The organism is Sphingomonas psychrolutea, assembly GCF_014636175.1.
In the GTDB taxonomy this organism is placed as follows: Bacteria; Pseudomonadota; Alphaproteobacteria; order Sphingomonadales; family Sphingomonadaceae; genus Sphingomonas; species Sphingomonas psychrolutea.
The window spans coordinates 25093-49686 of the sequence record NZ_BMDW01000006.1; the positions used below are offsets into that span (position 1 = coordinate 25093).

Sequence of the window (24594 nt, forward strand, 5' to 3'; positions counted from 1 at the left end):
GCATCTGTTCGCAACTGCACAAAAATTTACACTTTTGTAACGCAATCGGTCACGAAACCGCGCGGAATCGCGACATTTCGACTCTGGCACGCAGATTGCGAGGACATCCCCAGGACCAAACAGGGGGGTCGCGCGTGAAACTCGTCATAGCCATCATCAAACCATTCAAGCTCGACGAGGTGCGCGAGGCGCTGACCGAGATCGGCGTCGCGGGCATGACCGTGACCGAGGTCAAGGGCTTCGGCCGCCAAAAGGGCCAGACCGAAATCTATCGCGGTGCCGAATACAGCACCAACATGGTCCCCAAGATCAAGATCGAGGTCGTGTGCGGCAACGATCTGGTCAGCAAGGTGGTCGAATCGATCCAGGCCTCGGCCAATACCGGCGCGATCGGCGACGGGAAGATCTTCGTGCTCGATGTCGGACAGGCCGTCCGCATCCGCACCGGCGAAACCGACGAGACAGCACTGTGAGCGCGTCCGTCCTCAAGGGGGTATCGATGAAGCAATCGACCAAATTCGGGCTTGCCGCAGGTTTTGCCGGGGCAGCGCTGTTTGCAGCGCTTCCGGCCTGGGCGCAGGCGCCCGCGGCAGCGGCAGCGCCCGCCGCACCGTTCGTGCCGACGGCGGCGATGGTCAATAAGGGCGACACCGCCTGGATGCTGGTGTCGTCGGCACTAGTGCTGATGATGTCGGTGCCGGGGCTCGCGCTGTTCTACGGCGGGCTGGTGCGCACCAAGAACATGCTGTCGGTGTTGATGCAGGTGTTCATGATCGTCTGCATCGCGGCGTTGGTCTGGGCCAGCTGGGGCTATACGATGGCGTTTACCGGCGGCTCGGGTGCGCTCGCGCCCTATGTCGGCGGCTTCGGCAAGCTGTTCCTCAAGGGCGTCGACGCAAGCACGCTCTCGGCGACCTTCTCCAACGGGGTCTATATCCCCGAATATGCCTATGTCGTGTTCCAGATGACCTTTGCGTGCATCACGCCCGCGCTGATCGTCGGGGCCTTTGCGGAACGCGTGAAGTTCACGCCCTTGATGCTGTTCATGGTCGCGTGGATGACGATCGTCTATTTTCCGATCGCGCATATGGTGTGGTATTGGGCTGGCCCTGACTTCCTGCCCGCCGCTCCGGCCGATTTCGGCTTCCTGTACGGCAAGGGCGCGCGCGATTTCGCGGGCGGCACCGTCGTCCACATCAATGCCGGGATCGCGGGCCTCGTTGGCTGCATCGTGATCGGCAAGCGCGTCGGCTACGGCAAGGAGCCGATGCCGCCACACTCGCTGACCATGACGATGATCGGCGCCAGCCTGCTGTGGGTCGGCTGGTTCGGCTTCAACGCTGGCTCGAACCTCGAATCGAACGGGCTTGCCGCACTCGCCTTCATCAACACCTTCGTGGCAACCGCCGCGGCGGCAGTGTCGTGGGCGGTGATCGATCAAGTGAAGCACGGCAAGCCGTCGCTGCTCGGCGCGGTGACCGGTGCAGTCGCCGGGTTGGTGGCGATCACGCCTGCTTCGGGCTTTGCCTCGCCAATGACCTCGATCGTGCTCGGCCTGCTGGTTTCGCCGCTCTGCTTCTTCTTCGTCACCACGGTGAAGAAACTGGGCAAATATGACGACTCGCTCGATGTGTTCGGCGTCCATTGCATCGGCGGCATCTTCGGCGCGCTCGGCACCGGCATCGTCGCCGACCCGGCGCTGGGTGGCCAGGGCTGGATCGATTACACCGCACCTGTCGCCAAGGCGGGCGTGTACGACATGGCGACCCAGTTGTGGACCCAGGCCGAAGCGGTCGGGATCACCTTGGGCTGGTCGGGCGGCGTTTCGCTGATCCTGTTCCTCGCGCTGAAATACACCGTCGGCATCCGCCCCTCGGAAGAGGTCGAGCATGAAGGCCTCGACATCAACGAGCATGGCGAGCGCGCCTACAATTATTGACGAGATTGGGGGGCGCCGTTCGGGGGAGCGGCGTCACCCAAACCAGGTTCCTCCTGCGGACACCCTAAGGCCGGTGCGGCGACGCACCGGCCCTTTTTTGTCCGGACGAGGTCAGGCGCGCGGGCGGCGGTGCGGCAAGGCGATGCTGTCGGTGTCGCCGATAAACGCCGCCCACACGCCGCCGGGCTGCCACAATGCCTCCATTGGTGCGCGCGCCGCTGCATTCTCCCACCCCAGCACATCGCGGCGATAGCGGTAGAAGAACGCCGACACGCGCAAATTGAGGATGCAGTGGACGTGGACGGGCGCGCCCTCCAACGCGGCCAACACCGCGCAGAAACGCGCGAAATCGGCATCGCGCGGCGCGTCGAACGCGACCGGAATATGGGTATAGGTCATCCCCGAGGCCGCGACACTCGCGGCCTCGTCGGGCAGGGCGCGTTCGTGGCTGTGCAGTCCGAGATTGATGACGTGCCGCACGCCGAGCGCGGCGATCTCGCCCAGTTCGGCCTCGCTCGGCTGGCCCGAGGTGGTGATCTCCGCGTCGAGGCGCTTCCAGTTAGGGATATGGATCGGGTCGGACATAGGGGCTCCTTCGGTCAGAGGATGCCCAGGCGAGCGGCGTTCCGGGATCGCGCTCCACGGTGGTGCCCCACCTGCTTCGCCAGTTACGCGACGGGTGCAGGATACCCGGTCGGAGCCGGTGCGGCTAGGCCTTGTCGTTCGGAGCGGCCTCGGCCTCGTTCACCGCCGCCTCCGCCCTCGCCTGCATCCGCCGCATCGCCAGTGCCGCGCCCAGCAGAAACCCGCCCGGCACCAGCGTGACGGCGGCGATCAGCCCGATCCGCCGCCAGTCGGTCGCCGGCTTTGGACCCTGCTCGCTCATCCCAGATCAGCCGTTACGAAATCGGCACAGCGCTCGCCGATCATGATCGAGGGCGCATTGGTGTTGCCCGAAACGAGCTTGGGCATGACCGAGGCGTCGGCGACATACAGCCCCTCGACCCCGCGCACGCGCAGCCGCGGATCGCACACCGCCGCCTCGTCCGATCCCATCCGCGCCGTGCCGACCGGATGATAGACGGTATCGGCGCGCGCGCGGATCAGCCGTTCGAGCGCGTCGTCATCCTCGAGGTCGATCGGATAGCGATCGCGGCCCTGGTGGTTGCTGAGCGGCGGCTGTTCGAGGATGCGGTACATCGCGCGCACGCCGCGCTTCATCACCGCCATGTCCCGCGAATCACTGAAGAAAGCGGGATCGATCACCGGCGCGACGCGCGCATCGCCCGAGGCGAGTCGCACGGTGCCGGTACTCTCGGGCCGCAGCACGCAGACATGGCAGGAAAAGCCATGCCCCGGTACCTTGGTCCGGCCATGATCCTCGAGCGCGGCGATCACGAAATGGAGCTGCACGTCGGGCGCGGGGGCATCGGGCGTGACGGTGAGAAAGCCGCCGGCTTCGGCGAAGGGCGTCGTCATCATCCCCTCGCGCTTGCGCAGCCAGCTGATCAGCGCCCCGCCCATGGCGAGCGTGCCTTTCAGCGAATTCCCGACAAATCCTGTCCCCGGCGTTTCGAACGCCGCAACATAATCGATATGATCCTGCAAGTTCGCGCCGACCGCAGGCCGGTCGATCCGCACGGCAATGCCCTGTTCGCGCAAATGCGCGCCCGGCCCGATGCCCGACAGCTGGAGCAATTGCGCGGTACCGAACACCCCGCCCGCCAGGATCACGCCGCGCCGCGCGCGGATCACCTTGGATTGCCCATCTTGCAGATAGGCCACGCCCCACGCGCGCCCTTCATCGAACAGCACGCGCTCGGCGGTTACGCCGGTCAGGATATGGAGGTTGGGATTGGCCGGCTTGTCGCCGAGAAACGCGCGCGCCGAGGTCCAGCGTTCGCCGTTTTTCTGCGTGACTTGATACAGGCCGATGCCGTCCTGCCGCGCGCCATTGAAATCGTCGTTGCGCGGGATTTGCAAGCTGGCACCGGCTTCGATGAAATCCATACTGCCGGAATTGGCGAAGCGCTGCTCGCTGACCCATAACGGCCCGTCGGCGCCGTGAAAGGCATCGCCGCCCCGCGTGTTATGTTCGGCACGTTTGAACCAGGGCAGCACATCGTCATACGACCAGCCGGGGCAGCCGAGCGCCGCCCAATTGTCGTAATCCCATTTGTTGCCGCGAATATAGATCATCGCGTTGATCGCGCTCGATCCACCCAGCCCCTTGCCGCGCGGCTGATGCCCGCGTCGGCCGTTCAGCCCCGGCTGCGGCACGGTCTCGTAATTCCAGTTGGTCTTGTCGGTCTGAAACGCAAGGAACGCGGGAATGCGCGTGCGCAGCCCGGTGTTGCGACCGCCGGCTTCGAGCAAGGCGACGGACACCTTACCCCCGTCACTCAGGCGTCCGGCAGCAGCCGCTCCGCCGGATCCACCCCCGACGACAACGATATCGGCTTCGTCCATTCAATCTCTCCAGACCCGCCGGCGTTTGCCGGTCGATGTATCCACGTCGCGCGCCACTGCGCCTTGATGCTTTCGGACGTATCGCGGCTGCCGTCGTGGCTCCACCCCGGCGGCATGACCACATAGCCCAATTTGGCACGAAGCCCCGGCGCACGCCACACATCCCGCGCGATGCCGATCCACTCGTGGAACGCCGCCCAGAACAGGTTGAAGCTGCCGAGATTCTTGACGATGCCATAGCGCGGACGATCATCGTCGCGCTCCGCCACAAAAGTGCCGAACATCCTGTCCCACACGATGAACACCCCAGCATAATTGCTGTCGAGATAGCGCGGGTTGGTCGCGTGATGCGCGCGGTGGTGCGACGGGGTGTTCATCACCGCCTCGAACCAGCGCGGCATCCGGTCGATCACTTCGGTATGGATCCAGAATTGGTAGATCAAATTGATCCCCGCCACGAAGAACACCAGCGCCGGGGGAAAGCCGATCAGGAACAGCGGCAAGCGGAACAGGAAACCGATGCTGAAAAAGCCAGTCCAGGTCTGCCGCAGCGCCGTCGATAAATTATAATGCTGGCTCGAATGGTGGATGACATGGCTCGCCCAGAACCACCGCACGCGATGCGCCGAGCGGTGGAAGGCATAATACGCCAGATCGTCGATCACGAAGGCGATGACGAACCAATACCATTGATATCCAATGTCGAAGGCGCGGAATTGCCACACCCACAGCGCCAGCGCGAACACCGCCGCCCCCGACAGCGCGCCCGCCACCGTACTGCCAAGCCCCAGCATCAGCGAGGTCAGCGTATCGCGCGGCTCATAGCGGGTCCGGTCGCGCGCGCGCGCGACCACCATCTCGGCCAGCACGAGCAGGATGAAGCCGGGCACGGCATAGGGGACGGGGTCGGGCAAAACCATCACCACTACTTACACGACTGTCAGTGCCCCATTGTCAATGGGCGCAGCGATCAGTGGAGCGTGACGACGACGCCCGATGCGCGCCCGACCGACGCCTCAAGCGCACGCACCTCGTCCGCCACGACGCCGAACAGCAAGACCCCGCCGAACAGCCGCTCGCCGGTTTCGACTCGCACCCCCTCGATCGCCTGCGTCAGGCCAAGCGGCGCGACCAGCCGCCGCGCGGCGATCTTCGCGCCATGGCGCTTCAGGATCGCGATCGCGCCATTGCCGGCAACCAACGCGGCATTGCCATCGGTGCCGAGCAAAGCGCCGTGCGCGACAAAGCCCGCAAGCATTTGCTCGGCCGTCTCGCGCGCCTGCGCCTCGCTCGAAATCCGGCTTTCGCCCAACCGTAGCCAACGCGCCACCAGCGCGAGGCCGAGCACACCTGCGAGACTATAGCCTAGAACGAGCCAGTTCATGCCGGCGAAGATAGGGCGTCGAGCAACGGCCGCAAGCCGGTGAGATCATATCCCGCCGCCGCCGCCTTCGCCATCGCGGCATCGGGATGCGCGCCCGCCTTGACCGCCGCCAGCGCCCACAGATTGCACGATCGCGTGCCGGAGCGGCAATAGGCCAGCACCGGCCCCTTGGCGACGGCGAGCACGGCGGCCATTGCATCGATTTGCGGGTGCGAGAAACCGGTGTGCGTGATTGGAATCGCGGTGTAGCTGAGGCCAGCGGCGTGCGCGGCGGCGGCGACTTCATCGCCCGTCGGCTGCCCGAAATCCTCGCCGTCGGGGCGATTGTTGACGATCGCGGTGAAGCCCGATGCGGCGATCTCCGCCATGTCGTCTGGGTCGATCTGCGGGGCGACCGAAAGGGTCGCGTCGATGGTGCGGAGAATGGTCATGTCTGTAACTGTAGCCGGTTCACTGAGTCTCAGGAAGCGGCGGATAGCGAGTATGCGACCACTGTCCAATCAACCCGACGCAGCCTCGGTCTCACTTGGACCTGCCAGAACGCGGATCAGTCCGCCGCCGACCGGAGTGTCACAACCGCGTGTTGACGCTGTCCTAGTCGACGCTGTCATACTTGCGTACAACCGAACGCTTGGCGAGAGAGTACTCTCCCCCCAAGCACATTCGATATTGGGAAGCCGTTTAAGGACGGCGTTCCCTACTTGACGTCCTCTTTTTTTCCATGGCTCAACACGGTCAACCCGCCGACAACCCCCATCGCGTTTGCAGCCATTTGCAGAAGCTGTCCGCTTGTTTTCATAAAGGTATTTTCGGCTGTTTCAATGTAATGAATTACCCCATCCACGTCTTTTACTTTGATACGATATGCCATACCCGCATCCTTACAGTTAAGGTGGAGCGCCCTATCAGGACAAATCTCTGCATTATCCACAATGATTTCGAGAATTGAATATCAAAACCCCATCGCCGATGATTGCAGCACCAATACAATAGCGCGTTGACCAATCCGTGTGCTGATGTTTTGATCCGAAATGGACGGACTAGCGCAACAGCAAAGCTCTCAATAATGCCTTTGTCGCCTTATACTTGACCGCCAGCATGTGGCGTCGCTCCCGGGTTCATGCCCGAATTCGTTCTTTGTCTGCGGCAGCGACAAGCGCTTCGCTAGCGCCACATCTTCCTAAGACCGCCGTACCACCGCAAGAAACGCCTCGCCATAAGCCTCCAGTTTCCGCGCGCCCACGCCGGTGATCCGGCCCATTGCCGCGAGCGAAGACGGCCGCAGCGCCGCCATTTCGCGCAGCACCGAATCGTGGAAGATCACGTACGGCGGCACGCTCGCCTCCAGCGCCAGTTCGCGACGCCTGGCGCGCAGCGCCTCGAACAACGGATCGCCGGTCGGGTTCGACACCGCTTCCCCGCGCCGCCGCCGCGCGCGCTTGGGCGGGACGATCAGATCGACGCGTTCGCCCTCCTTGAGGATGCCGCGCGCGCCGGGGCCGAATTCGAGCCCGCCGAAGTCATTCGCCCGCAACGCATCGCGCAGCAACAGCGCGCGCCCGACCGGCTTGATTAAAGCCGCCTCCTCGGGCGACGACGCGATGCCGAACACGCCGAGCGCCTCATGCCCGTTCATCAGACTGCGCTCGCTCGACTGGCCTATGAGGACTTGTTCGATATAGCCCGCGCCAAAGCTCTGCCCCGTGCGAAACACGGCGGAGAGGAATTTCCTCGCCACCTCCGTCGCATCGACGCTGGCGGGCGGATTGAGACAATTGTCGCAATTACCGCAATTTTCCGGCGAATCGTCGCCGAAATGCTTGAGCAGGATGCGCCGCCGGCACCCCGCCGTCTCGGCCAGCGCGCCCAAGGCCGCGAGCCGCTGCCGCTCGCCCGGCTGGCGCGCGGGTTCTACCTCGCCGATGCGTTGCCGCGCGCGCGCGAAATCCTCGGCACCCCAGAACAGATGCGCCACCGCCGGATCACCGTCGCGCCCCGCACGCCCGGTTTCCTGATAATAGGCCTCGATCGATTTGGGGAGGCCAGCATGCGCGACGAAGCGCACGTCGGGTTTGTCGATCCCCATGCCGAACGCGACCGTCGCGCACATCACCATGTCTTCGGACGCGACGAAATCGGCTTGATTGCGCGCGCGCACCGCCGGATCGAGCCCGGCATGATAGGCCCGCGTAGGCCGTCCGGTCTTGGCGAGCGCCTCGGCCATTTTCTCGGTGCCTACCCGGCTCTGGACATAGACGATTCCTGCCCCCGGCGTCTCGGCGATCAGATCGGCGATCTGGCGCGTGGCATTATCCTTGGGCGAAATGCGGTACTGGATATTGGGCCGGTCGAACCCGGCAACAATCATCCCGTCGTGCGGAATGCCGAGCTGTTCGAGAATATCCGCGCGCGTCACCGCATCGGCAGTGGCGGTCAGCGCGAGCCGGGGGATATGCGGAAAGGCATCGAGTAGCGGGCGCAGCAGCCGGTAATCGGGCCGGAAATCATGCCCCCATTCGCTGACGCAATGCGCTTCGTCGATCGCGAACAAGGCGAGTGGCGCTTGCCGCAGCAAATCGCGGAAGCTCGCGCCCGAGGCACGCTCGGGCGCGACATAGAGCAGATCGAGCTCGCCGCGCCGGAAGCGCGCAATCGTCTCGGCCTGATCGGTATCGACCGAGGTGAGCGTGGCGGCGCTGATCCCGATCGCCAGCGCCGCGCGCAGCTGATCGTGCATCAGCGCGATCAGGGGTGAGACCACCACGCACGTCCCCGGCAGCAAAACCGCCGGCAATTGATAGCACAGCGACTTGCCCGCGCCGGTCGGCATCACGGCGAGGGTGTTCTGCGCAGCGAGCACGCGGTCGACGACGTGCTGCTGCACCCCGCGAAACGCCGGAAAGCCGAAGGTCGATTGCAAAATGGGAAGAGGATCGATCACGCGCCCTCTTGCGCGAAGCCGCCTGCCCGATGCAAGCGCAGCCGATGGAACGCGTGACCCACAACAAGGCCGAGGCCGAATTCGAGCTCGCCATCGGCCGCCACCGCGCCGTCGCCGCGTATCAGATGGAGGGCAATACGATCGTCTTCACCCACACGATCGTGCCCGAGGCAACGGCAGCGCGCGGCGTCGGCGCGAAATTGGTTCGCGCCGCACTCGATTCGGCGCGCGACCGCGGGTTGAAGGTCATTCCGCAATGCCCGTTCGTCGCGGCGTTCATCGCGAAGCATCCGGAATATCGGGCTTTGTTGCGATAGCGCTCGGGACTGCACCGTTGGTGCGCCTCAGAACAGCTCGTCGAGCAAAAGGTGGAAGTGCAGCTTGCCGCGATCCACATCGGCGATGCCGTATCGCGCGAAAAACCGGTCTTGCAGGCCTGGGTCGAATTCCCCGAGACTGTGCCACAGGATCGCGATGTCCTGGTAACGATCGGCGATGCCAACGCGTCCGGTATCGATGCACCCGACCACCACACCATCGCGCAGCAGGATGTTATCGAGCGAGAAATCGCCATGCGTGACGACGGGATCGGGCGCGAGCGGCAACAGCGTTTGTAACGCATCCCAGACTTGTTCGGCGCTCCAGCCTTCGCGCTCGGCGTCAAAATCGTCTTCTTCGACCAAACCCGCATCGATCCGCGCCCGCGCGCGGGCGAGGCGGTAGGCGTGATCGCTGGTAAAGGGGCAATCGCTGAGCGGAATGGCATGGAGCCGCCGCAGAAAGGCTGCCAGCGCATCGACGATGGCGATCCGTTCGTCGGGCTGCGACTCCATCACCTGATAGGCGGTCTGGCCGGGCAAGGCGTGCATCAACAGCCAGGCTTCGTCCGCGGTGCCGACGAAATAGGTGACGGCGGGCACAGGGATATGACCGGCCAGCCAGCGCAGCCGGACCATCTCGCCGGTGATGTCGTCGGCAAGCGCATCGCGTCCGTGCTTCAGAAACAGATCAGTCGCGCGCTGTTTGCCGTGGAGCCGGTAAACGGCACCACCGGATTGCCCGACCAGATTACGCGCCCATTGATATCCGGCCACCGCAGAAGACAGGCTCGCCGGCACCGCAATCGCCGAACACGCTTCTTCGCGATCCTCACCCAGCACACGATCGTCGCCCATCTCCACGCGCTTACTCCGCCGCCACTGCTTCCTCCGCGCGTTCCTGCGCCTGCCGATTCCACATCTCGGCGTACAAGCCATCCTTGCGCAGCAGCGCGGCGTGGCTGCCGCGTTCGACCACTTGTCCGGCCTCAAGCACGACAATCTCATCGGCATGCACCACCGTCGACAGGCGATGCGCGATCACGATCGTGGTGCGGCCGCGTTCGATCGCTTGCAGCGTGTCGAGGATTTCACCCTCGGTGCGGCTGTCGAGCGCGCTGGTCGCCTCGTCGAGGATCAGCACCGGCGGGTTCTTGAGCAAGGTCCGCGCGATCGCGACGCGCTGCTTCTCGCCGCCCGACAGCTTCAGCCCGCGCTCGCCGACGCGCGTGTCATAGCCTTGTGGCTGGCGTTCGATGAACGCGGCGATTGCCGCCCCGCGCGCGGCCTTCTCGACCTCCGACCGACCCGCGCCCTCGCGCCCGTACGCGATATTATAGCCGATCGTGTCGTTGAACAGCACCGTATCCTGCGGCACGATGCCGATCGCGGATCGCAACGACGCCTGCGTCACCTGTGCGATATCCTGCCCGTCGACGGTAATCCGCCCGCCGGTCAGATCGTAGAAGCGGTACAGCAGCCGCGCGAGCGTCGATTTCCCCGCGCCCGACGGCCCGACCACGGCGAGCGTCTTGCCTGCCGGGATGTCGAGGTCGATCCCCTTCAGGATCGGCATTCCCGGATCATAGCCGAAGCGCACATTTTCGAAGCGGACATGCCCGTTCGGCACGGTGAGCGAGGGTGCATTCGCGACATCGACGACTTCGGACGGCGTATCGATCAAATCGAACATCGCGCCCATGTCGATCACGCCCTGCCGGATCGTGCGATAGACCATCCCGAGCAAATCGAGCGGGCGGAACAATTGGCTGAGCAGGGTGGACACGAACACCACGTCACCCGCCGAGAATTGCCCCCGACCCCAACCATAAACGACGAACGCCATCCCGCCGCCGAGCATTAGATTGGTGATCAACGCTTGCCCAACGTTGAGCCACGCCAGTGAGTTTTCGGAAGTGACCGCGGCATTGGCATAGGCCGCCATCGCCGCATCGTAGCGCTTCCCCTCGCGCTCTTCCGCGCCGAAATATTTCACCGTCTCGAAATTGAGCAGCGAATCGACCGCGTGGCTGACCGCGCCGGTATCGAGATCGTTCATCCGCGTGCGCAAGGCGGCGCGCCAATCGGTCACCATCCGGGTAAACCAGATATAGATCGCAACCATCACGACGGTCGCCGCGACCAGCCCCCAGCCGAAGCTCGAGCGGAAGATGTTGAGCACCAGCCCCAATTCCAGCACGGTCGGCGCGATGTTGAACAGCATGAAATAGAGCATCGTATCGATGCTCTTGGTGCCGCGCTCGACAACTTTGGTGACGGCACCGGTGCGGCGTTCGAGATGGAAGCGCAGCGAGAGTTGGTGGAGGTGGCGGAAGACGCTCGCCGCCAGCCGCCGCGTTGCGTCCTGCCCGACGCGTTCGAACACGGCATTGCGCAGATTGTCGAACAAGGTCGTCGAGAAACGCGCGCCGGCATAGCCCAGCACCAGCGCAATCACGATCCACATCGCCGATCGCTCCCCCTGCGCCATCCGGTCGACCGCCCATTTCAGCGTATAAGCGCTGGCATAGACTTGCGTGACCTTGGACAGCACGACGAGAGTCATCGCGCCGACGATCCGCAACCGCAGGATCGGCGCATCGGCGGGCCACAGATAGGGCAGGAAGCGTTTGAGCGTCGGCAGCAGCGGGCGTTCGGGCGCGGTCGAGGTGGTGGCTGTATCGGGTGGCATCTCGCCCCCATGTAGGGATAGTCAAGCGCCCCTGAAAGCGCTTCGTGGAACAAGCGCGTCGGCTCATCGTTTTTGCAAGCGGAAGGATGAGATGATGGAACCGCTTTTCTACGTCATGGCGATCATGGGATGCGGCGACGGCAGCACCGCTTGCCAGCAAACGCGCGTTGAACCGGTCCAGTATCAATCGATCCGCGCCTGCCAGCAAGCAATGCCGGCCGCACTCGTGCGCAACAGCGACATTGATTATCCGGTGGTAACCGCATCGTGCCGTGCGACCGGCGTGCGGATGGTGCAGACCCAAGCACTGGGTCACCCCGCGCACGGCTGATGTCAGCGCACCGCCGATCATGCTAAGACGTGCTCGACGGGGGTTATGGCATGAAAAAAGTCTTTGGCGTTGTTGCGGGAATCTTTGTCGCATTTCTGCTCGTTGCGGCGAGCGATGGGATCAGCAGCGCGCTGTTCCCCCTAGTTGACGTCGATACCGCCGATCCCAGCGTTCTCGCCGCCTATATCGCGGCGATGCCGATCGCAGCAAAGCTGATCGTCGCAACCGGCTGGCTGATCGCGCCGCTTGCGGGGGCGTGGCTTGCTTTACGGATCGCGGACTGGGTGCCCGGTGGCTGGATCGTGACCGTTGTATTCCTCGCGGCGGGGGTGATGAACCAATTCGCGCTGCCGCATCCGTTGTGGATGCAGGTCTGCGCGGTCGGGCTGCCGCTGCTCGGGGGCTGGGCAGCGGAGCGCATTCACCGCAAACCCTATCCCGGAGAGCCATTGCTCGGTTAGCTGAGTCGGCCCAGACGCTCCCCTTGCGCGGATTGCGATGACACGCCATTTCCCCGCCAGACCCGCAGCATCGGAGAACCGGCATGACCGACACCTATACGCCACCAGCAATCTGGACGTGGGACAAGGAAAGCGGCGGCCGCTTCGCCAGCATTAACCGGCCCGTCGCCGGCGCGACGCATGACAAGGATTTGCCGGTCGGCAAGCACCCGCTCCAGCTCTATTCGCTGGCGACGCCCAATGGCGTGAAGGTGACAGTGATGCTCGAGGAATTGCTCGCGGCAGGACATGCCGGCGCCGAATATGACGCGTGGCTGATCAAGATCATGGACGGCGATCAATTCGGCAGCGGCTTCGTTGCCGCCAACCCCAATTCGAAAATCCCCGCCTTGGTCGATCATAGCGGTCCAGCCCCAGTGCGCGTGTTCGAATCGGGATCGATCCTGCTTTATCTGGCCGAGAAGTTCGGCGCGTTCGTGCCGACCGACCCGGCGAAGCGCGCCGAAGTGCTGTCGTGGTTGTTCTGGCAAATGGGCGCAGGGCCGATGCTCGGCGGCGGGTTCGGCCATTTCTACGCTTATGCGCCGACCAAGATCGAATATGCGATCGATCGCTTCGCAATGGAGGTGAAGCGCCAGCTCGATGTGCTCGACCGGCGGCTGGGCGAGAGCGAGTATCTCGGCGGCAGCGACTATTCGATAGCCGATATCGCCGTGTGGCCGTGGTACGGCGCGCTGGTAAAGGGTTTGGTCTATGACGCGGCCGAGTTCCTGCAAGTGCAGGAGTATAAGAACGTCGCGCGCTGGACCGACACGATCGCCGCGCGTCCGGCGGTGCAACGCGGGCGGATGGTCAACCGCGTAATGGGCGATCCCGCCAGCCAGCTCCACGAACGCCACGACGCGCGCGACTTCGATACGCAAACCCAGGACAAGCTTGTCCCCACTCCTGCGGTCGCAGACGCCTGACGCGATTCCGCTCCCGCGCGCAACGATCTTGCGCGTCTCTGGTTGATGCACCGAAATGCAGGCATGGTCTGCATCGACCAGGATGATGGGAGCGTGCGTGACGGACGGCAAGGCGGCAGAAGCGGACGCAGGTGGGATGCCGCGCCGCGTGCGCTGGCGCTGGGCTGTCGGCCTGGTCGGGTTGATCCTCGTGGCGTTGCTCGGCGGGCTGGCGCTGCTACGCAAGCCGGTGGCGGCGCATTTCATCGACGAAGCGCTCCGCGCCCGCGGTGTCGCGGCGCGCTATGAGGTTGCACAAATCGGGCTGCGCACGCAGCGGCTGACCAAGGTCAGAATCGGCGACCCGGCGCGGCCCGACTTGGTAGCCGATTGGATCGAGGTCGATACCAGCCTGTGGGTTTCGGGACCATCTGTCACCGCGATCCGTGTCGGCACGGTCCAGATGCGCGCGCGGCTGGCCGACGGGAAAGTGTCGTTCGGCGCGATCGATCGCTTGCTCCCGGCATCCTCGGGCAAGCCGTTCGCCTTGCCTGCGGTGCATGCCGAGATCGGCGATGCGCGGATTGCGCTGGCAACGCCGTACGGTGACGTCGCGTTGCAAGTGACGGGCGCGGGTCGGCTCGATAACGGCTTTGCCGGCACGCTCAACGCGCGTTCGACACGGCTGGATTTCGCCGGATGCCGGATCGAGTCCGCGGCCACCGCCTTAACGATTCGGATCGTGCAGGCACGCCCGAGCGTGGTTGGCCCGGTATCGGTGGCGCAGGCGGCTTGCAACGGCGTGAACGCGACTGATGCGCGCGCTGACGTTTCGGTCGCACTCAACGGTGCGCTGGACCATTGGAAAGGCACCGCACAGCTTGCGGTCGCGGCGGTCGATCGGACCGGGGCGGGTATCCGCAGCATCGCCGGGCAGGTCGCTTTTGTCGGATCGACAAAGGATATGTCTGGGACGGTCGATCTACGATCGGGCGCGATCGCAGCAGCAGGGACTACGGGCGCGAGCAGCGTCCTGACCGGGAAATATCGCTTTGCGAACGGGCTCGCGTTCGACGGGACCGCCCGCGCCCGCCGGGTCGTCGTGCCGCAGCATCTTGTCGCAAGCCTCGATCCCTATCGTTCGATCGGGTCGGGAACGCCGGTCGCGCCGCTTGCCGCAAAGCTCGTCGCCGCGGCGCAAAATGCGGCTCGGTCGGTCGATCTGGATGTGCAGCTTTCGGCCATCGTCGAAGGGGCGCGCGGCCAAATCAGCGTGTCGCGCCTTGCGCTCGCCGCCTCCTCGGGCGCACGCGCGACAATCGCGGGCGGTGGCGGGATCCGCTATCGCTGGCCCGACGGGGCGGTGTGGATCGACAGCGCGGCGCAGATCGCTGGCGGCGGACTGCCGGATGCACGAATCCAGCTGGCGCAGGCGGCACCCGGCGCGGCGCTGATCGGCCGGGCGATGGTTGCGCCGTATGCTGCGGGCACTTCGCGCCTGACGCTGTCGCCGGTCGATTTCAGCGCGAGTCCCGGCGGCGCGACGCGAATCACGACTCGTGTCGCGCTGTCGGGTGCGCTTGGCGATGGTCGAGTCGATGCGCTGAGCGTACCGATCGTGGCAAGCTGGGACGGCGTATCGCGGCTGGTGGTGAATGCGGCATGCGCGCCGCTGGCGTTTAACCGGCTCCGCACCGCGGGGCTGGATCTGCGGCGATCGGCGGTGACCTTATGCCCGCTCGATGGCGGGTTGGTGCGGCTCGAGCGCGGTAGCTTGCGCGGCGGCGGAATGATCGGTCCGGTCCAGCTGGGCGGCACGCTCGGCAGTGCGCCGATCGACCTTACCACGCGCCGCGCCGAATGGCGGCTGGGCGACCGGCAGTTCGCCGTCACTGGCCTCGGGGTGCGGCTTGGTTCGGCGGAGCGGATCACCCGGCTGGATGTGGCGACGCTTACGGGTAGCTATGGCAGCGATGGCTTGACCGGCAGCTTTGCGGGTACAGCCGGGCAAATCGGAAATGTGCCGCTGCTGCTGTCCGGGGCCGATGGCACTTGGCGCTTTGCCGCGCGCAAGCTCACGCTCGACGGCGCGCTCGCAGTCGCGGATGCCGCACCCGATCCGCGCTTTAAGCCGCTCGCCGCGCGAAGCGTCGCGCTCACGCTGATCGACAACCGTATCGCCGCGACGGGTAGTTTGTTCGAGCCGACGCACACCGTGAAGGTCGCCGAGGTGGCGATCGCACACGATCTGGGCACAGGGACCGGCCGCGCCGATCTCACCGTGCCCGGCATCACCTTCAGCGACCGCTTCCAGCCCGATCAGCTCACGCGGCTGACGTATGGCGTCATCGCCAATGTCGTCGGATCGGTGACGGGCGCAGGGCAGATCCGCTGGACACCGCAAGGCGTGACCAGCGACGGCACGTTCCGCACCGCCGGCATCGATCTTGCCGCTGGCTTCGGCCCGGCAACCGGAATCGCAGGCGAGATCCGCTTCACCGATTTGCTCGCGCTCGAGACCGCGCCGGGACAGGTGCTGACGATCAAGACGATCAACCCGGGCGTGCCGGTCCTGGACGGGACGGTGCGCTACCATTTGCTGCCGAATACGCGAATCGCCATCGAGGAAGGGCGCTGGCCGTTTGCGGGCGGCACGCTGACGCTGGAGCCGACAATGCTCGATTTCGCCGAAGCGCAAGAACGCCGCATGACCTTCCGCGTCGCAGGCGTGGAGGCGGCGCAGTTCCTCCAGCAATTCGACTTCAAAAATCTGAACGCGACCGGCGTGTTCGACGGCACCTTGCCGATGGTGTTCGATGCCACCGGCGGGCGAGTCGAGAGCGGGCATTTGGTGGTGCGGCCCGGCGGCGGGACGATCGCCTATATCGGCGAGGTGACCCAGAAAGATGTCGGATTCTGGGGTAATTTCGCGTTCCAGGCGCTGAAATCGCTGCGCTATCGCGATCTCGACGTGGTGATGAACGGGCCGCTGGCGGGCGAGATCATCACCGAAGTGCGCTTTGCGGGGGTCGCACAAGGGGCGGGGGCGAAGCGCAACTTCCTATTCGACCGGCTGCAGAAATTGCCGATCGTGTTCAATTTGCGGATCGAGGCTCCGTTTCGCCAGCTGATCGATTCGGCGCAGAGCTTCTACGATCCGAAACGGCTGATCGAGCGCAACCTGCCCGCCTTGCTTGAGGAGCAGAACAAGCGCGCTCCGCCACCGCCAACGCCTCCGCCCACGCCGCCCGTCTCCATTCAGCCATCCGAAAGCAGGAAAATGCCATGATGCAAACAGCATTGACGAAGGCGACCGATCAACCGACCAAGACCGCGATGAAGAGACTGACGATGCTGGCCGCTTTGGCGACATTGGGCACCACCACTGCCTGTGTCACCGTGTCGGCACCCGACAAGCCGATCGTCATCAACCTCAACATCAAGGTCTCGCAGGAGGTCGTTTACCGTCTCGACGGTCAGGCCAAGAGTTTGATTCAAGCGCAACCAGGGATTTTCTGATGACCCGCACGTTCAAAATCTCAATCGCCGCCTTAGCCCTGATCGGCGCGTCGGCGCCTGCGCTGGCGCAACGCGACCCGGCCTATCAGGCGGCGCGCACCGCCGGGCAAATCGGCGAGCAGCCCGATGGCTATCTTGGTGTCGTGGGCGCGGGGAGCGCGGAGTTGCGCGCGTTGGTCAACAACATCAACATCCAGCGCAAGGCCGCCTATACCCAGCAAAGCGCGCAGTCTGGATCGACCGTCGATCAGTTCGCTATCACCAGCGGCTGCAATCTGATCGCGCGCACCACGCCGGGCGAGAAGTACAGGGCACCAGACAACACTTGGAAAACCCGCACCGCAGCACCGCCGGAACGCATCGCCAGCTGCGTGTGAGCCGCGGCTAGGCCGTACCCATCACCTGCGCGGCGAAGCGTTCCATTTCCTCCTCTTGGGGGCTCATCTGGAGCAGCAGCAAGTCGAGCCCCGCCGCTTCATATTCGGCGATGCGTTCGCGTAATTGCTCGGGCGTGCCGACCAGATTGGGGCGGAGACCACGGTTGGAGACCGAATATTCGGCGATCTTCATCTCGCGTTCCAATTGCGTGCCCGACAGCCATTGCTCGAAATTGTCGTAACCCGCCGGGAGCTCGGTCACGCTGGTGATCCGCTCGAGTTCACGCTTCGCCTCGGCCTCGCTGTCGCGCACGATGGCATAGGCGGCCATGCCGAACTGCATCGGCGGGCCACCTGCGGCTTCGCGGCGTGCGGCCATGTCGGCGATCTTCGGCGCGACCGCTTCGACCGGATCGCCGTGCATGACATACGCGTCGCACCGCGCGGCGATCATCGCCTTGGCCTTTTCGCTTTCGCCGCCGGCATAGACCACCGGCTTGCGCGCCGGTTTGGGCGAACAGATCGCGCCTTCGGTGTTGTAGAATTGCCCGGTGAAATCGAAACGCTCTTCGCTCCACAGGCCATCGACGACCTGAAGCCACTCCTCAGTGCGGGCATAGCGATCGTCATGCTGATCGAATTGCAGGCCATATTGCTTCGCTTCATCGGCCCACCAGGAGGAGACGACGTTGAGCGCGAGCCGCCCGCCCGCGATCTGGTCGATATTCGCCGCCGCCTTGGCGAACAGCGCGGGGTGATGGAAATTGGGGCGCACCGCGACCATCAGCTCGATCGTCTCGGTCACGGCGGCGAGCGCGGCGGCGGTCGACCAGGCGTCGAGCGTGGGCTGCTCGATCCCCTTGATATCGTTGAGGTTCAATTCGGCGATCAGCGTGAGGTCATAGCCGATCTGTTCGGCGCGTTGCGTCAGCCGTTTGGAATAGTCCCAACTCGCCTCCATCGCCTCGTCGGGCACGTTGCGCAGCCAGCCGCCAAACACCGGCATCCAAAATCCATAGCGCATCAGTGTGCTTCCTCGATTCGGGCGATGAGATACTCGAGCAGCCGATCGTGCGGGTCGTACCCGAGCACGTCCAGCGGCTTCGCGACGAAATTGGACAAAGCGTTGATGTCGTAGAAGCGTGGGATCCCGTCGCGATCGTCGATCATCACTTCGATCCCGCCGACGTCGAGATTGGCCGCGCGCGCGATCGCTTCGGCGGCGTCGCGCAAGGCCAGGCCCGGGTCGGTCGCAACCATCGGGATCGGCGCGCTTTCATCGACGCAGGCATCGGCCGGGCACAGATCGAACGCACCGCCCCCTTGGATATCGAGCGCGTAGAGGAATGTGCGGTCGAGCGTCTCGATCCGGGTGACCGTGCCGTCGCGCGCCGGAACGTAATCCTGCACCAGCAACACGCCGTCGACGCTGCTGGGAAGCTCGCCTGCGCCGACCGCATAGCGCAGTTCGGAAAGATTATCGAAGCGCGTGATCCCCGCCCCCGATCCGCCGATATTGGCCTTCACCACCAGCGGAAAGCCGATCGCCTGCGCCGCCGCGACGACATCTTCCGCGCGGTGCACCACGCGCGTCGCCGGGATCGCGAGGCCGAGCGATGCGATGAGCGAAAGTTGCCGCGCTTTGGACGAATCGATTGCCAGCACATCGGGCCCGTTGACGATCCGCGCGCCGCCGCGCCGCCAATGATCGAGCAAGGCAGTCGCGTAGAAGATCGGATGTTCGGCCGAACGCAGGAAGCTCGACATCGCGATGCGGTTGAACACCACGCGCGCCGGCGGGGCGGTGGCAGCGGGATCGAAATGCCCGTCGGGGGTCAGCGCGACATAGTCGACGCCGCGCCGGTCGAGCGCCGCGAACAGCGGGGCGAACCAGGCGGGATGTTCGTACAGAATGGCGAGATCGGTCATTCGACCGCCCTTGCCACCGTCATCCGCGCCGGACCAGCCGTGCCTGTCTTGCGGGCACGCAAGGCAGGCTTCACGCGACCTAGCGCGCTTCGGCCAGCGCGGCGCGCGCGGCCGGGCCGGTCCAGTCCATCCCGCCGGTCGAGCGCCAGACCTCCTTGCCGCCTGAATCGAACAGGATGCTCATCGGCAGACTGGCATTATAAGCGATGCTGAAGCCGAGTTCCTTGTCGAGAAAGGGCTGGAGCCGCGTGAATCGCTGCTTGGCGAAGAAGGCAGCGACGGTTGCGCGGTCCTTGTCCTGACTGATCGGCACGACCAAGATATTGGCAGCCGCTGCATCCAGCGTCGGCATTTCCTTGACGCACGGGCCGCACCACGTCGCCCACAGATTGACCAGCAGCGGCTTGCCCTTGAAGGCGGCGATTGTGGTCGGCTTGCCATCGGGGCCTTCGAAAGTCAGCGCCGGTGCGACCTCGCCTGTGTGGCTGCGATCGATCTTGCTTTCCTCGGTCGACGCAGACGGCGCGGGCTGCGCCGCGGGAGCAGCGGCTTGCTCGTTCGACGAGACTTGCTTATCGCACCCGGCCAGCAGACCTATCGGCAAGCCGAGCAGCAGGACCGAAGCAATTACCGAACGGAAAGACATCACGGGCGCATCCAATGCGATGTGGGGTGGGCGCTTCGCCGAAGGGCCGGCTGCGGTGATGCGTGCGATAAATGCCTCGATCCCGTTCGACAAGCGTCTCTGGCGGCAGGATATCGCCGGATCCAAGGCGCATGTCGCGATGCTCGGCGCGACCGGGATCGTTTCTCCGGAAAATGCTGCGGCGATTTCGGCCGGGCTCGACTCGGTCGCCGCGCACTATGCAGCGCATGGCGTCGACGAGGACATGGCGCTCGAAGACATCCATATGCAGTCCGAAGCGCGGCTGGCCGAGGCGATCGGTCCGGTCGCGGGGCGGTTGCACACCGCACGCTCGCGCAACGATCAGGTCGCGACCGATTTCAAGCTTTGGGTCCGCGATGCCATCGACGAGGTCGACGCCGCGCTCTCCGGCTTTCAGACCGCCCTACTCATCCGCGCCGAGGAGCATGCCGACAGCGTCATGCCCGGCTTCACGCATTTGCAAAGCGCGCAACCGGTCACGCTCGGCCATCATTTGATGGCGTATCACGAGATGATGCTGCGCGACCGCAGCCGCTTTGCCGATGCACGGGCGCGCATGAATTTGTGCCCGCTCGGCTCAGCGGCACTGGCGGGCACGGGGTTCCCGATCGATCGGGAAATGACCGCCGCCGCGCTCGGCTTCGACGGGCCGACGCGCAATTCGCTCGACGGCGTGTCCGACCGCGACTTCGCGATCGATTATCTGACCTCGGCGACACAATGTTCGCTGCATTTGTCGCGGCTCGCCGAGGAATTCGTTTTGTGGGCGTCGCAGCCCTTCGGCTTCGTGGCCTTGAGCGATCAATGGTCGACCGGCAGCTCGATCATGCCGCAGAAACGCAATCCCGATGCCGCCGAGCTGGTGCGCGGGCATGCGGGCCGCATCCTCGGCTGCATGACCGCGCTGATGGTGACGATGAAGGGCCTGCCGCTTGCCTATTCGAAGGACATGCAGGACGACAAGCCGCCGGTGTTCGAAGCGCACGATTTGCTGGCCTTGAGCATCGCGGCGATGACCGGAATGGTCGAAAGCGCGACCTTCCGCACCGATCGGATGCGCAAGGTCGCCGAGGCCGGGTTCGCCACCGCGACCGATCTGGCCGACTGGCTGGTGCGCGAAGCGGGCGTGCCGTTCCGCGAGGCGCATCACATCACCGGGCGCGCGGTCGCCCGCGCCGAGGCGCTCGGCGTCATGCTCGATGCCGTGCCGCTCGCCGATTTGCAGGCGATCGATCCGCGAATCGATGCGCGGGTTTACGGCGTGCTGTCGGTCGATGCTTCGGTGGCCAGCCGGACGAGCTTGGGCGGCACCGCGCCGCTCAGAGTGCGCGCGGCGATCGCGGCGGCACGCGGAGGAGAGACATGATGCGGCCTGTGCTCCTGTTGGGATCGTTGCTGCTGCTCGCCAGCTGTGGCGCCGCGAAAAATTTGAAACCGGCCAAGGGCGAGTCGCTGCCGGTCGCGCCCTATGGCGCAAAGGCCACGCCGACCCCGGCCGACCTGCTCAAACCGAGCGGCCAGGCGCGTCCGGCCCGGAGCGACGAATTGCTCCAATCGTCGCAAGAGCGGCGCGGCGACGAATTCACGCTACCGCCACCCAACTAACCTCCCATCCGATTTTAGGCTGATATCATGGATCACTTCTCGCTGATCGACGGCGCGATGCACTGCGAGGGCGTGCCGCTGTCGGTGATTGCCGAGCAAGTCGGGACGCCGGTCTATATCTATTCGACCGCCATGTTCGAACGGCATGCCCGTGCCTTTCGCGACGGGATGGCAGCGGCAGGCAACGTGCATCTCGCTTATGCGATCAAGGCCAATCCCAATCTCGCGGTGCTGCGCCTGCTCGCCAAGGCCGGGTATGGCGCGGATGTGGTGTCGGGCGGCGAGCTCGCGCGCGCGCTGGCGGCGGGGATCCCGGCGGCGGATGTGGTGTTTTCGGGCGTCGGCAAGACCGAAGGCGAACTCTCGACCGCGCTCGATGTCGGGCTTGGTCAGTTCAACCTCGAGCTTGAGGAAGAAGGCGTCGTGCTGGCGGGCCTCGCCGCCGCAAAGGGCATGATTGCCGATGCCGTGCTGCGCGTGAACCCCGATGTCGATGCCGGCACGCACGCCAAGATTTCGACCGGAAAGGCCGAGAACAAGTTCGGCGTGCCGATCGACCAGGCGCCGGCGATCTTCGCGCGGCTCGCCGCCCTCCCCGGTCTGGCGATGCGCGGTGTTGCGATCCATATCGGCAGCCAGTTGAACGACCTCGCCCCGCTCGAAGCGGCGTATACGCGCGTGGGGGAACTGATAGCGGAGATTCGCGGCATGGGGCTGCCGGTCGACCGCGTCGATCTCGGCGGGGGGCTCGGCGTGCCGTACCGCGCGGGGGAGGTGTTCCCCAGCCCGGCAGAGCTCGGTGCGATGGTGGCGCGCGTCACGCGCGCGTGGGGCGTGCGCTTGATGTTCGAACCCGGCCGCGTGATTGCCGGCAATGCCGGGGTGCTGCTGACCAAGGTGATCTGGGTCAAGCCCGGTGTCACCAACCCCTATGTCATCGTCGATGCCGCGATGAACGATCTCGCGCGCCCCGCTTTGTACGATGCGTGGCACGATTTCGCAGCGGTGCGCCCGACCGGCGCGCGGATGACCGCCAATATCGCCGGACCCGTGTGCGAAAGCGGCGATACCTTCGCCATGGGCCGCGACATTGATGCGGTTGCGCGCGGCGACCTTGCCGTGTTCCGCACCGCTGGCGCCTATGGCGCGACGATGGCCTCGACGTATAACAGCCGCGCGCTCGTGCCCGAAGTGCTGGTCGATGGCGACCGTTTCGCGGTGGTCGCCGACCGGATCCTGCCTGAGACGATCCTCGCCGCCGAACGCATCCCGGACTGGCTTAAGGCGTGAGTTTTCCCCAGCCGGCTCTGCACAGCTTGCCGCTGTTCGTGCGCATGGCGGGGCGCGCGGTGATCCTGCTGGGCGATGGCGAACCTGCAGAAGCGAAGCGGCGCTTGCTCGAGCGCGCCGGGGCGAGGATCGTCGGGGAAGCGGCGGAGGCGGCGCTCGCGATCGTCGCAATCGAGGATGAGACCGAAGCACTGGCGGCGATTGCGCGGCTCAAGGCGCGCGGCGTGCTCGTCAATGCGGTCGACCGGCCCGACAGTTGCGATTTCACGCTGCCCGCGATCATCGATCGCAGCCCGGTGATCGTGGCGATCGGCACCGGGGGGGCGTCGGCGGGACTCGCGGCGGCGCTGCGACAACGGCTGGAGGCGCTGCTGCCCGCCACGATCGGGCCGCTGGCCGAGCGGCTGCACGCGCTCCGCGCGGCGATCCGGCTTTCTTATCCCGCGCTCGATGCCCGTCGCCGTGCGCTGGGCGCTGCCTTTGCGCAAGGCGGCGCGCTCGATCCGCTCCGCGCAGATCCTGCGGCAGTCGGGGCCTGGCTGACGACTCCCGCCGCACCCTCCGACCAATTCGTCACGCTGCGGCTGCGGTCGCCCGACCCTGACGATCTCACGCTCGGCGATGCGCGCGCCCTCGCGCTCGCCGAGCGCATCTATCACCCGGCCAGCATCCCCTCCGCGATCCTCGACCGCGCGCGCGCCGATGCGGTACGGATTGCGGCGGATGCGCCGCCGGGAAAGGGCGAATCGGGGCTGACGATCTGGATGGAGTGGGCATGAGCGGCTTTGCATACCGTGTCGCAGACGGGAAAGCCGAACGGCTTGATATCGCGCAGGCGCTCGACGCTCCGGGCGATTTGGTCTGGGTCCATCTGACGACGAACGACGAACATGCGCAGCAATGGCTGACACAAACCGCCAAGGCCCCCGATTATGTCGTCGATGCGCTGACCACCACCGAATCGCGCCCGCGCTGCGATGCGCTCGGCGACGGGGCGTTCCTGAACTTGCGCGGGCGATCGCGCGACGAGATGACAATGTCCGACCCGCTCGCGTCGTTGCGGATCTGGGCGACGGCGGGGCGCGTGATCTCGGTCGCGCGGCTCTCGGTCACCGCGATCGATGATGTGGTCAAGCTGGTCGAGGGTGGGATGGTGCGCGACCCCGGCGACCTGATCGCCGAATTCGCCAGCGCGATCACCGAGGAACTCGATCCCGAGGTCGCCGATCTCGGCGATCGGCTCGACGATTGCGAAGCCGATCTCGATGCCGACAAGGTGTTCGAGCTGCGCCGCGGCGTGACCAAGGTGCGCGTCGCCGCGATCGGCTATCGCCGCTTTCTGCAACCGCAACGCGCCGCACTCGAAAAACTCGCGTCGTTGCCGTGCGACTGGCTGCACGACGACGACCGGCTCCACCTCAATTCCGCCGCCGACCGCGCAGCACGCATGGCCGAAGAGTTGGAGGCGATCCGCGAGCGATCGGCGTTGATGCACGAAGCGCTGACCGATTTGCGCGCCGAACAGATCGATTCACGCTCGCTGCTGATTTCGATCGTTGCGCTGATCTTCCTGCCGCTGACCTTCCTGACCGGCCTCTACGGCATGAACGTCGAAGGTCTGCCCTTCGCCAAGGAACCCTGGGCGTTCGACGTGATCGGGGGCATCTGCATTGCGGTATCGGTTGGGATCATCGGCTATTTCAGCGCGCGGCGCTGGTTCGGCTGA

The 24594-nt window shown here is 65.2% G+C and carries 27 protein-coding genes and 1 riboswitch; of the genes, 14 read left to right on the forward strand and 13 right to left on the reverse strand.

All coding sequences use genetic code 11. The annotated features are described in order from the left end of the window. Nucleotides 1–134: 134 nt before the first annotated feature. Nucleotides 135–473, forward strand: a complete 339-nt coding sequence (locus IEV62_RS06170; RefSeq protein ID WP_188445994.1) for a P-II family nitrogen regulator — start codon at nt 135–137, stop codon at nt 471–473. Nucleotides 474–499: 26 nt separating this feature from the next. After that, nucleotides 500–1939, forward strand: coding sequence for an ammonium transporter (locus IEV62_RS06175; protein ID WP_188445995.1), 1440 nt, complete (start codon nt 500–502; stop codon nt 1937–1939). Nucleotides 1940–2050: 111 nt separating this feature from the next. Here the strand turns inward: IEV62_RS06175 and IEV62_RS06180 are convergent, their stop codons facing one another. The 8 genes from IEV62_RS06180 to recQ form a co-directional block, all read right to left on the reverse strand. Further along, nucleotides 2051–2524 carry a protein tyrosine phosphatase family protein gene (locus IEV62_RS06180; protein ID WP_188445996.1) on the reverse strand — a complete coding sequence of 158 codons (474 nt, stop codon included), beginning with the start codon at nt 2522–2524 and terminating at the stop codon, nt 2051–2053. Between the two features lie 16 nt (nt 2525–2540). After that, nucleotides 2541–2621, reverse strand: a riboswitch (ZMP/ZTP riboswitch). Nucleotides 2622–2648: 27 nt separating this feature from the next. After that, on the reverse strand, nt 2649–2825 hold the full coding sequence (locus IEV62_RS06185; RefSeq protein ID WP_188445997.1) for a hypothetical protein: 177 nt from the start codon (nt 2823–2825) through the stop codon (nt 2649–2651). Beyond that, nucleotides 2822–4408, reverse strand: a complete 1587-nt coding sequence (locus IEV62_RS06190; RefSeq protein ID WP_188445998.1) for a GMC family oxidoreductase — start codon at nt 4406–4408, stop codon at nt 2822–2824. Before IEV62_RS06190 ends, IEV62_RS06185 begins: the two co-directional genes overlap by 4 nt. Beyond that, the gene (locus tag IEV62_RS06195; protein WP_188445999.1) at nt 4342–5328 is read right to left on the reverse strand and encodes a sterol desaturase family protein; all 987 of its coding nucleotides are present in this window, start codon (nt 5326–5328) and stop codon (nt 4342–4344) included. The genes IEV62_RS06190 and IEV62_RS06195 overlap by 67 nt, the downstream gene beginning before the upstream one ends. A gap of 50 nt (nt 5329–5378) precedes the next feature. Continuing rightward, a complete protein-coding gene (locus IEV62_RS06200) occupies nt 5379–5792 on the reverse strand; it encodes a hypothetical protein (RefSeq protein ID WP_188446000.1) in 414 nt (137 codons plus the stop codon). Next, complete coding sequence (locus IEV62_RS06205) at nt 5789–6223, reverse strand: protein tyrosine phosphatase family protein (RefSeq protein ID WP_188446001.1); 435 nt, start codon at nt 6221–6223, stop codon at nt 5789–5791. Before IEV62_RS06205 ends, IEV62_RS06200 begins: the two co-directional genes overlap by 4 nt. A 266-nt stretch (nt 6224–6489) precedes the next feature. Further along, nucleotides 6490–6663 (reverse strand): hypothetical protein, encoded by a 174-nt coding sequence (locus IEV62_RS06210; protein WP_188446002.1) that lies wholly within the window; start codon nt 6661–6663, stop codon nt 6490–6492. 309 nt (nt 6664–6972) lie between these two features. Beyond that, the gene (gene recQ, locus IEV62_RS06215; protein ID WP_188446003.1) at nt 6973–8733 is read right to left on the reverse strand and encodes a DNA helicase RecQ; all 1761 of its coding nucleotides are present in this window, start codon (nt 8731–8733) and stop codon (nt 6973–6975) included. A 44-nt stretch (nt 8734–8777) separates the two neighbouring features. Between recQ and IEV62_RS06220 the strand changes: the two genes are divergently transcribed. Then, a complete protein-coding gene (locus tag IEV62_RS06220) occupies nt 8778–9050 on the forward strand; it encodes a GNAT family N-acetyltransferase (protein ID WP_188446004.1) in 273 nt (90 codons plus the stop codon). Nucleotides 9051–9077: 27 nt separating this feature from the next. Here IEV62_RS06220 and IEV62_RS06225 read toward each other — a convergent pair whose 3' ends face one another. Continuing rightward, nucleotides 9078–9908 carry an APH(3')-I family aminoglycoside O-phosphotransferase gene (locus tag IEV62_RS06225; protein ID WP_188446005.1) on the reverse strand — a complete coding sequence of 277 codons (831 nt, stop codon included), beginning with the start codon at nt 9906–9908 and terminating at the stop codon, nt 9078–9080. Nucleotides 9909–9918: 10 nt separating this feature from the next. Continuing rightward, nucleotides 9919–11742, reverse strand: a complete 1824-nt coding sequence (locus IEV62_RS06230; RefSeq protein ID WP_188446006.1) for an ABCB family ABC transporter ATP-binding protein/permease — start codon at nt 11740–11742, stop codon at nt 9919–9921. 91 nt (nt 11743–11833) lie between these two features. Here IEV62_RS06230 and IEV62_RS06235 point away from each other — a divergent pair, with 91 nt between their 5' ends. From IEV62_RS06235 to IEV62_RS06260, 6 genes are all read left to right on the forward strand, one after another. Beyond that, nucleotides 11834–12073, forward strand: a complete 240-nt coding sequence (locus tag IEV62_RS06235; RefSeq protein ID WP_373868561.1) for a hypothetical protein — start codon at nt 11834–11836, stop codon at nt 12071–12073. 50 nt (nt 12074–12123) lie between these two features. Then, nucleotides 12124–12534 carry a hypothetical protein gene (locus IEV62_RS06240; protein ID WP_188446007.1) on the forward strand — a complete coding sequence of 137 codons (411 nt, stop codon included), beginning with the start codon at nt 12124–12126 and terminating at the stop codon, nt 12532–12534. An 83-nt stretch (nt 12535–12617) separates the two neighbouring features. After that, the gene (gene yghU / locus IEV62_RS06245; RefSeq protein ID WP_188446008.1) at nt 12618–13502 is read left to right on the forward strand and encodes a glutathione-dependent disulfide-bond oxidoreductase; all 885 of its coding nucleotides are present in this window, start codon (nt 12618–12620) and stop codon (nt 13500–13502) included. Between the two features lie 97 nt (nt 13503–13599). After that, nucleotides 13600–16770, forward strand: a complete 3171-nt coding sequence (locus IEV62_RS06250; protein WP_229732861.1) for an intermembrane phospholipid transport YdbH family protein — start codon at nt 13600–13602, stop codon at nt 16768–16770. Continuing rightward, nucleotides 16767–17000, forward strand: coding sequence for a YnbE family lipoprotein (locus IEV62_RS06255; protein ID WP_188446009.1), 234 nt, complete (start codon nt 16767–16769; stop codon nt 16998–17000). The genes IEV62_RS06250 and IEV62_RS06255 overlap by 4 nt, the downstream gene beginning before the upstream one ends. Then, entirely contained in the window at nt 17000–17377 is a 378-nt protein-coding gene (locus tag IEV62_RS06260) for a YdbL family probable chaperone protein (RefSeq protein ID WP_188446010.1), read from the forward strand. The genes IEV62_RS06255 and IEV62_RS06260 overlap by 1 nt, the downstream gene beginning before the upstream one ends. A gap of 7 nt (nt 17378–17384) precedes the next feature. Here IEV62_RS06260 and IEV62_RS06265 read toward each other — a convergent pair whose 3' ends face one another. From IEV62_RS06265 to IEV62_RS06275, 3 genes are all read right to left on the reverse strand, one after another. Next, nucleotides 17385–18401: an LLM class flavin-dependent oxidoreductase gene (locus tag IEV62_RS06265; RefSeq protein ID WP_188446011.1), complete on the reverse strand. Its 1017-nt coding sequence runs from the start codon at nt 18399–18401 to the stop codon at nt 17385–17387. After that, complete coding sequence (locus IEV62_RS06270; RefSeq protein ID WP_188446012.1) at nt 18401–19306, reverse strand: ATP-grasp domain-containing protein; 906 nt, start codon at nt 19304–19306, stop codon at nt 18401–18403. Before IEV62_RS06270 ends, IEV62_RS06265 begins: the two co-directional genes overlap by 1 nt. 79 nt (nt 19307–19385) lie before the next feature. Continuing rightward, complete coding sequence (locus tag IEV62_RS06275) at nt 19386–19952, reverse strand: TlpA family protein disulfide reductase (RefSeq protein WP_188446155.1); 567 nt, start codon at nt 19950–19952, stop codon at nt 19386–19388. A gap of 19 nt (nt 19953–19971) precedes the next feature. Between IEV62_RS06275 and argH the strand changes: the two genes are divergently transcribed. The 5 genes from argH to IEV62_RS06300 are packed head-to-tail and all read left to right on the forward strand — an operon-like array spanning nt 19972 to nt 24594. After that, a complete protein-coding gene (gene argH, locus IEV62_RS06280; RefSeq protein ID WP_188446013.1) occupies nt 19972–21339 on the forward strand; it encodes an argininosuccinate lyase in 1368 nt (455 codons plus the stop codon). Continuing rightward, nucleotides 21336–21578, forward strand: coding sequence for a hypothetical protein (locus IEV62_RS06285; protein WP_373868563.1), 243 nt, complete (start codon nt 21336–21338; stop codon nt 21576–21578). The genes argH and IEV62_RS06285 overlap by 4 nt, the downstream gene beginning before the upstream one ends. Before the next feature lie 27 nt (nt 21579–21605). Continuing rightward, on the forward strand, nt 21606–22868 hold the full coding sequence (lysA, locus tag IEV62_RS06290; RefSeq protein ID WP_188446014.1) for a diaminopimelate decarboxylase: 1263 nt from the start codon (nt 21606–21608) through the stop codon (nt 22866–22868). Between the two features lie 44 nt (nt 22869–22912). Continuing rightward, entirely contained in the window at nt 22913–23647 is a 735-nt protein-coding gene (locus tag IEV62_RS06295; RefSeq protein WP_188446157.1) for a precorrin-2 dehydrogenase/sirohydrochlorin ferrochelatase family protein, read from the forward strand. Beyond that, nucleotides 23644–24594 carry a zinc transporter ZntB gene (locus tag IEV62_RS06300; RefSeq protein WP_188446015.1) on the forward strand — a complete coding sequence of 317 codons (951 nt, stop codon included), beginning with the start codon at nt 23644–23646 and terminating at the stop codon, nt 24592–24594. Before IEV62_RS06295 ends, IEV62_RS06300 begins: the two co-directional genes overlap by 4 nt.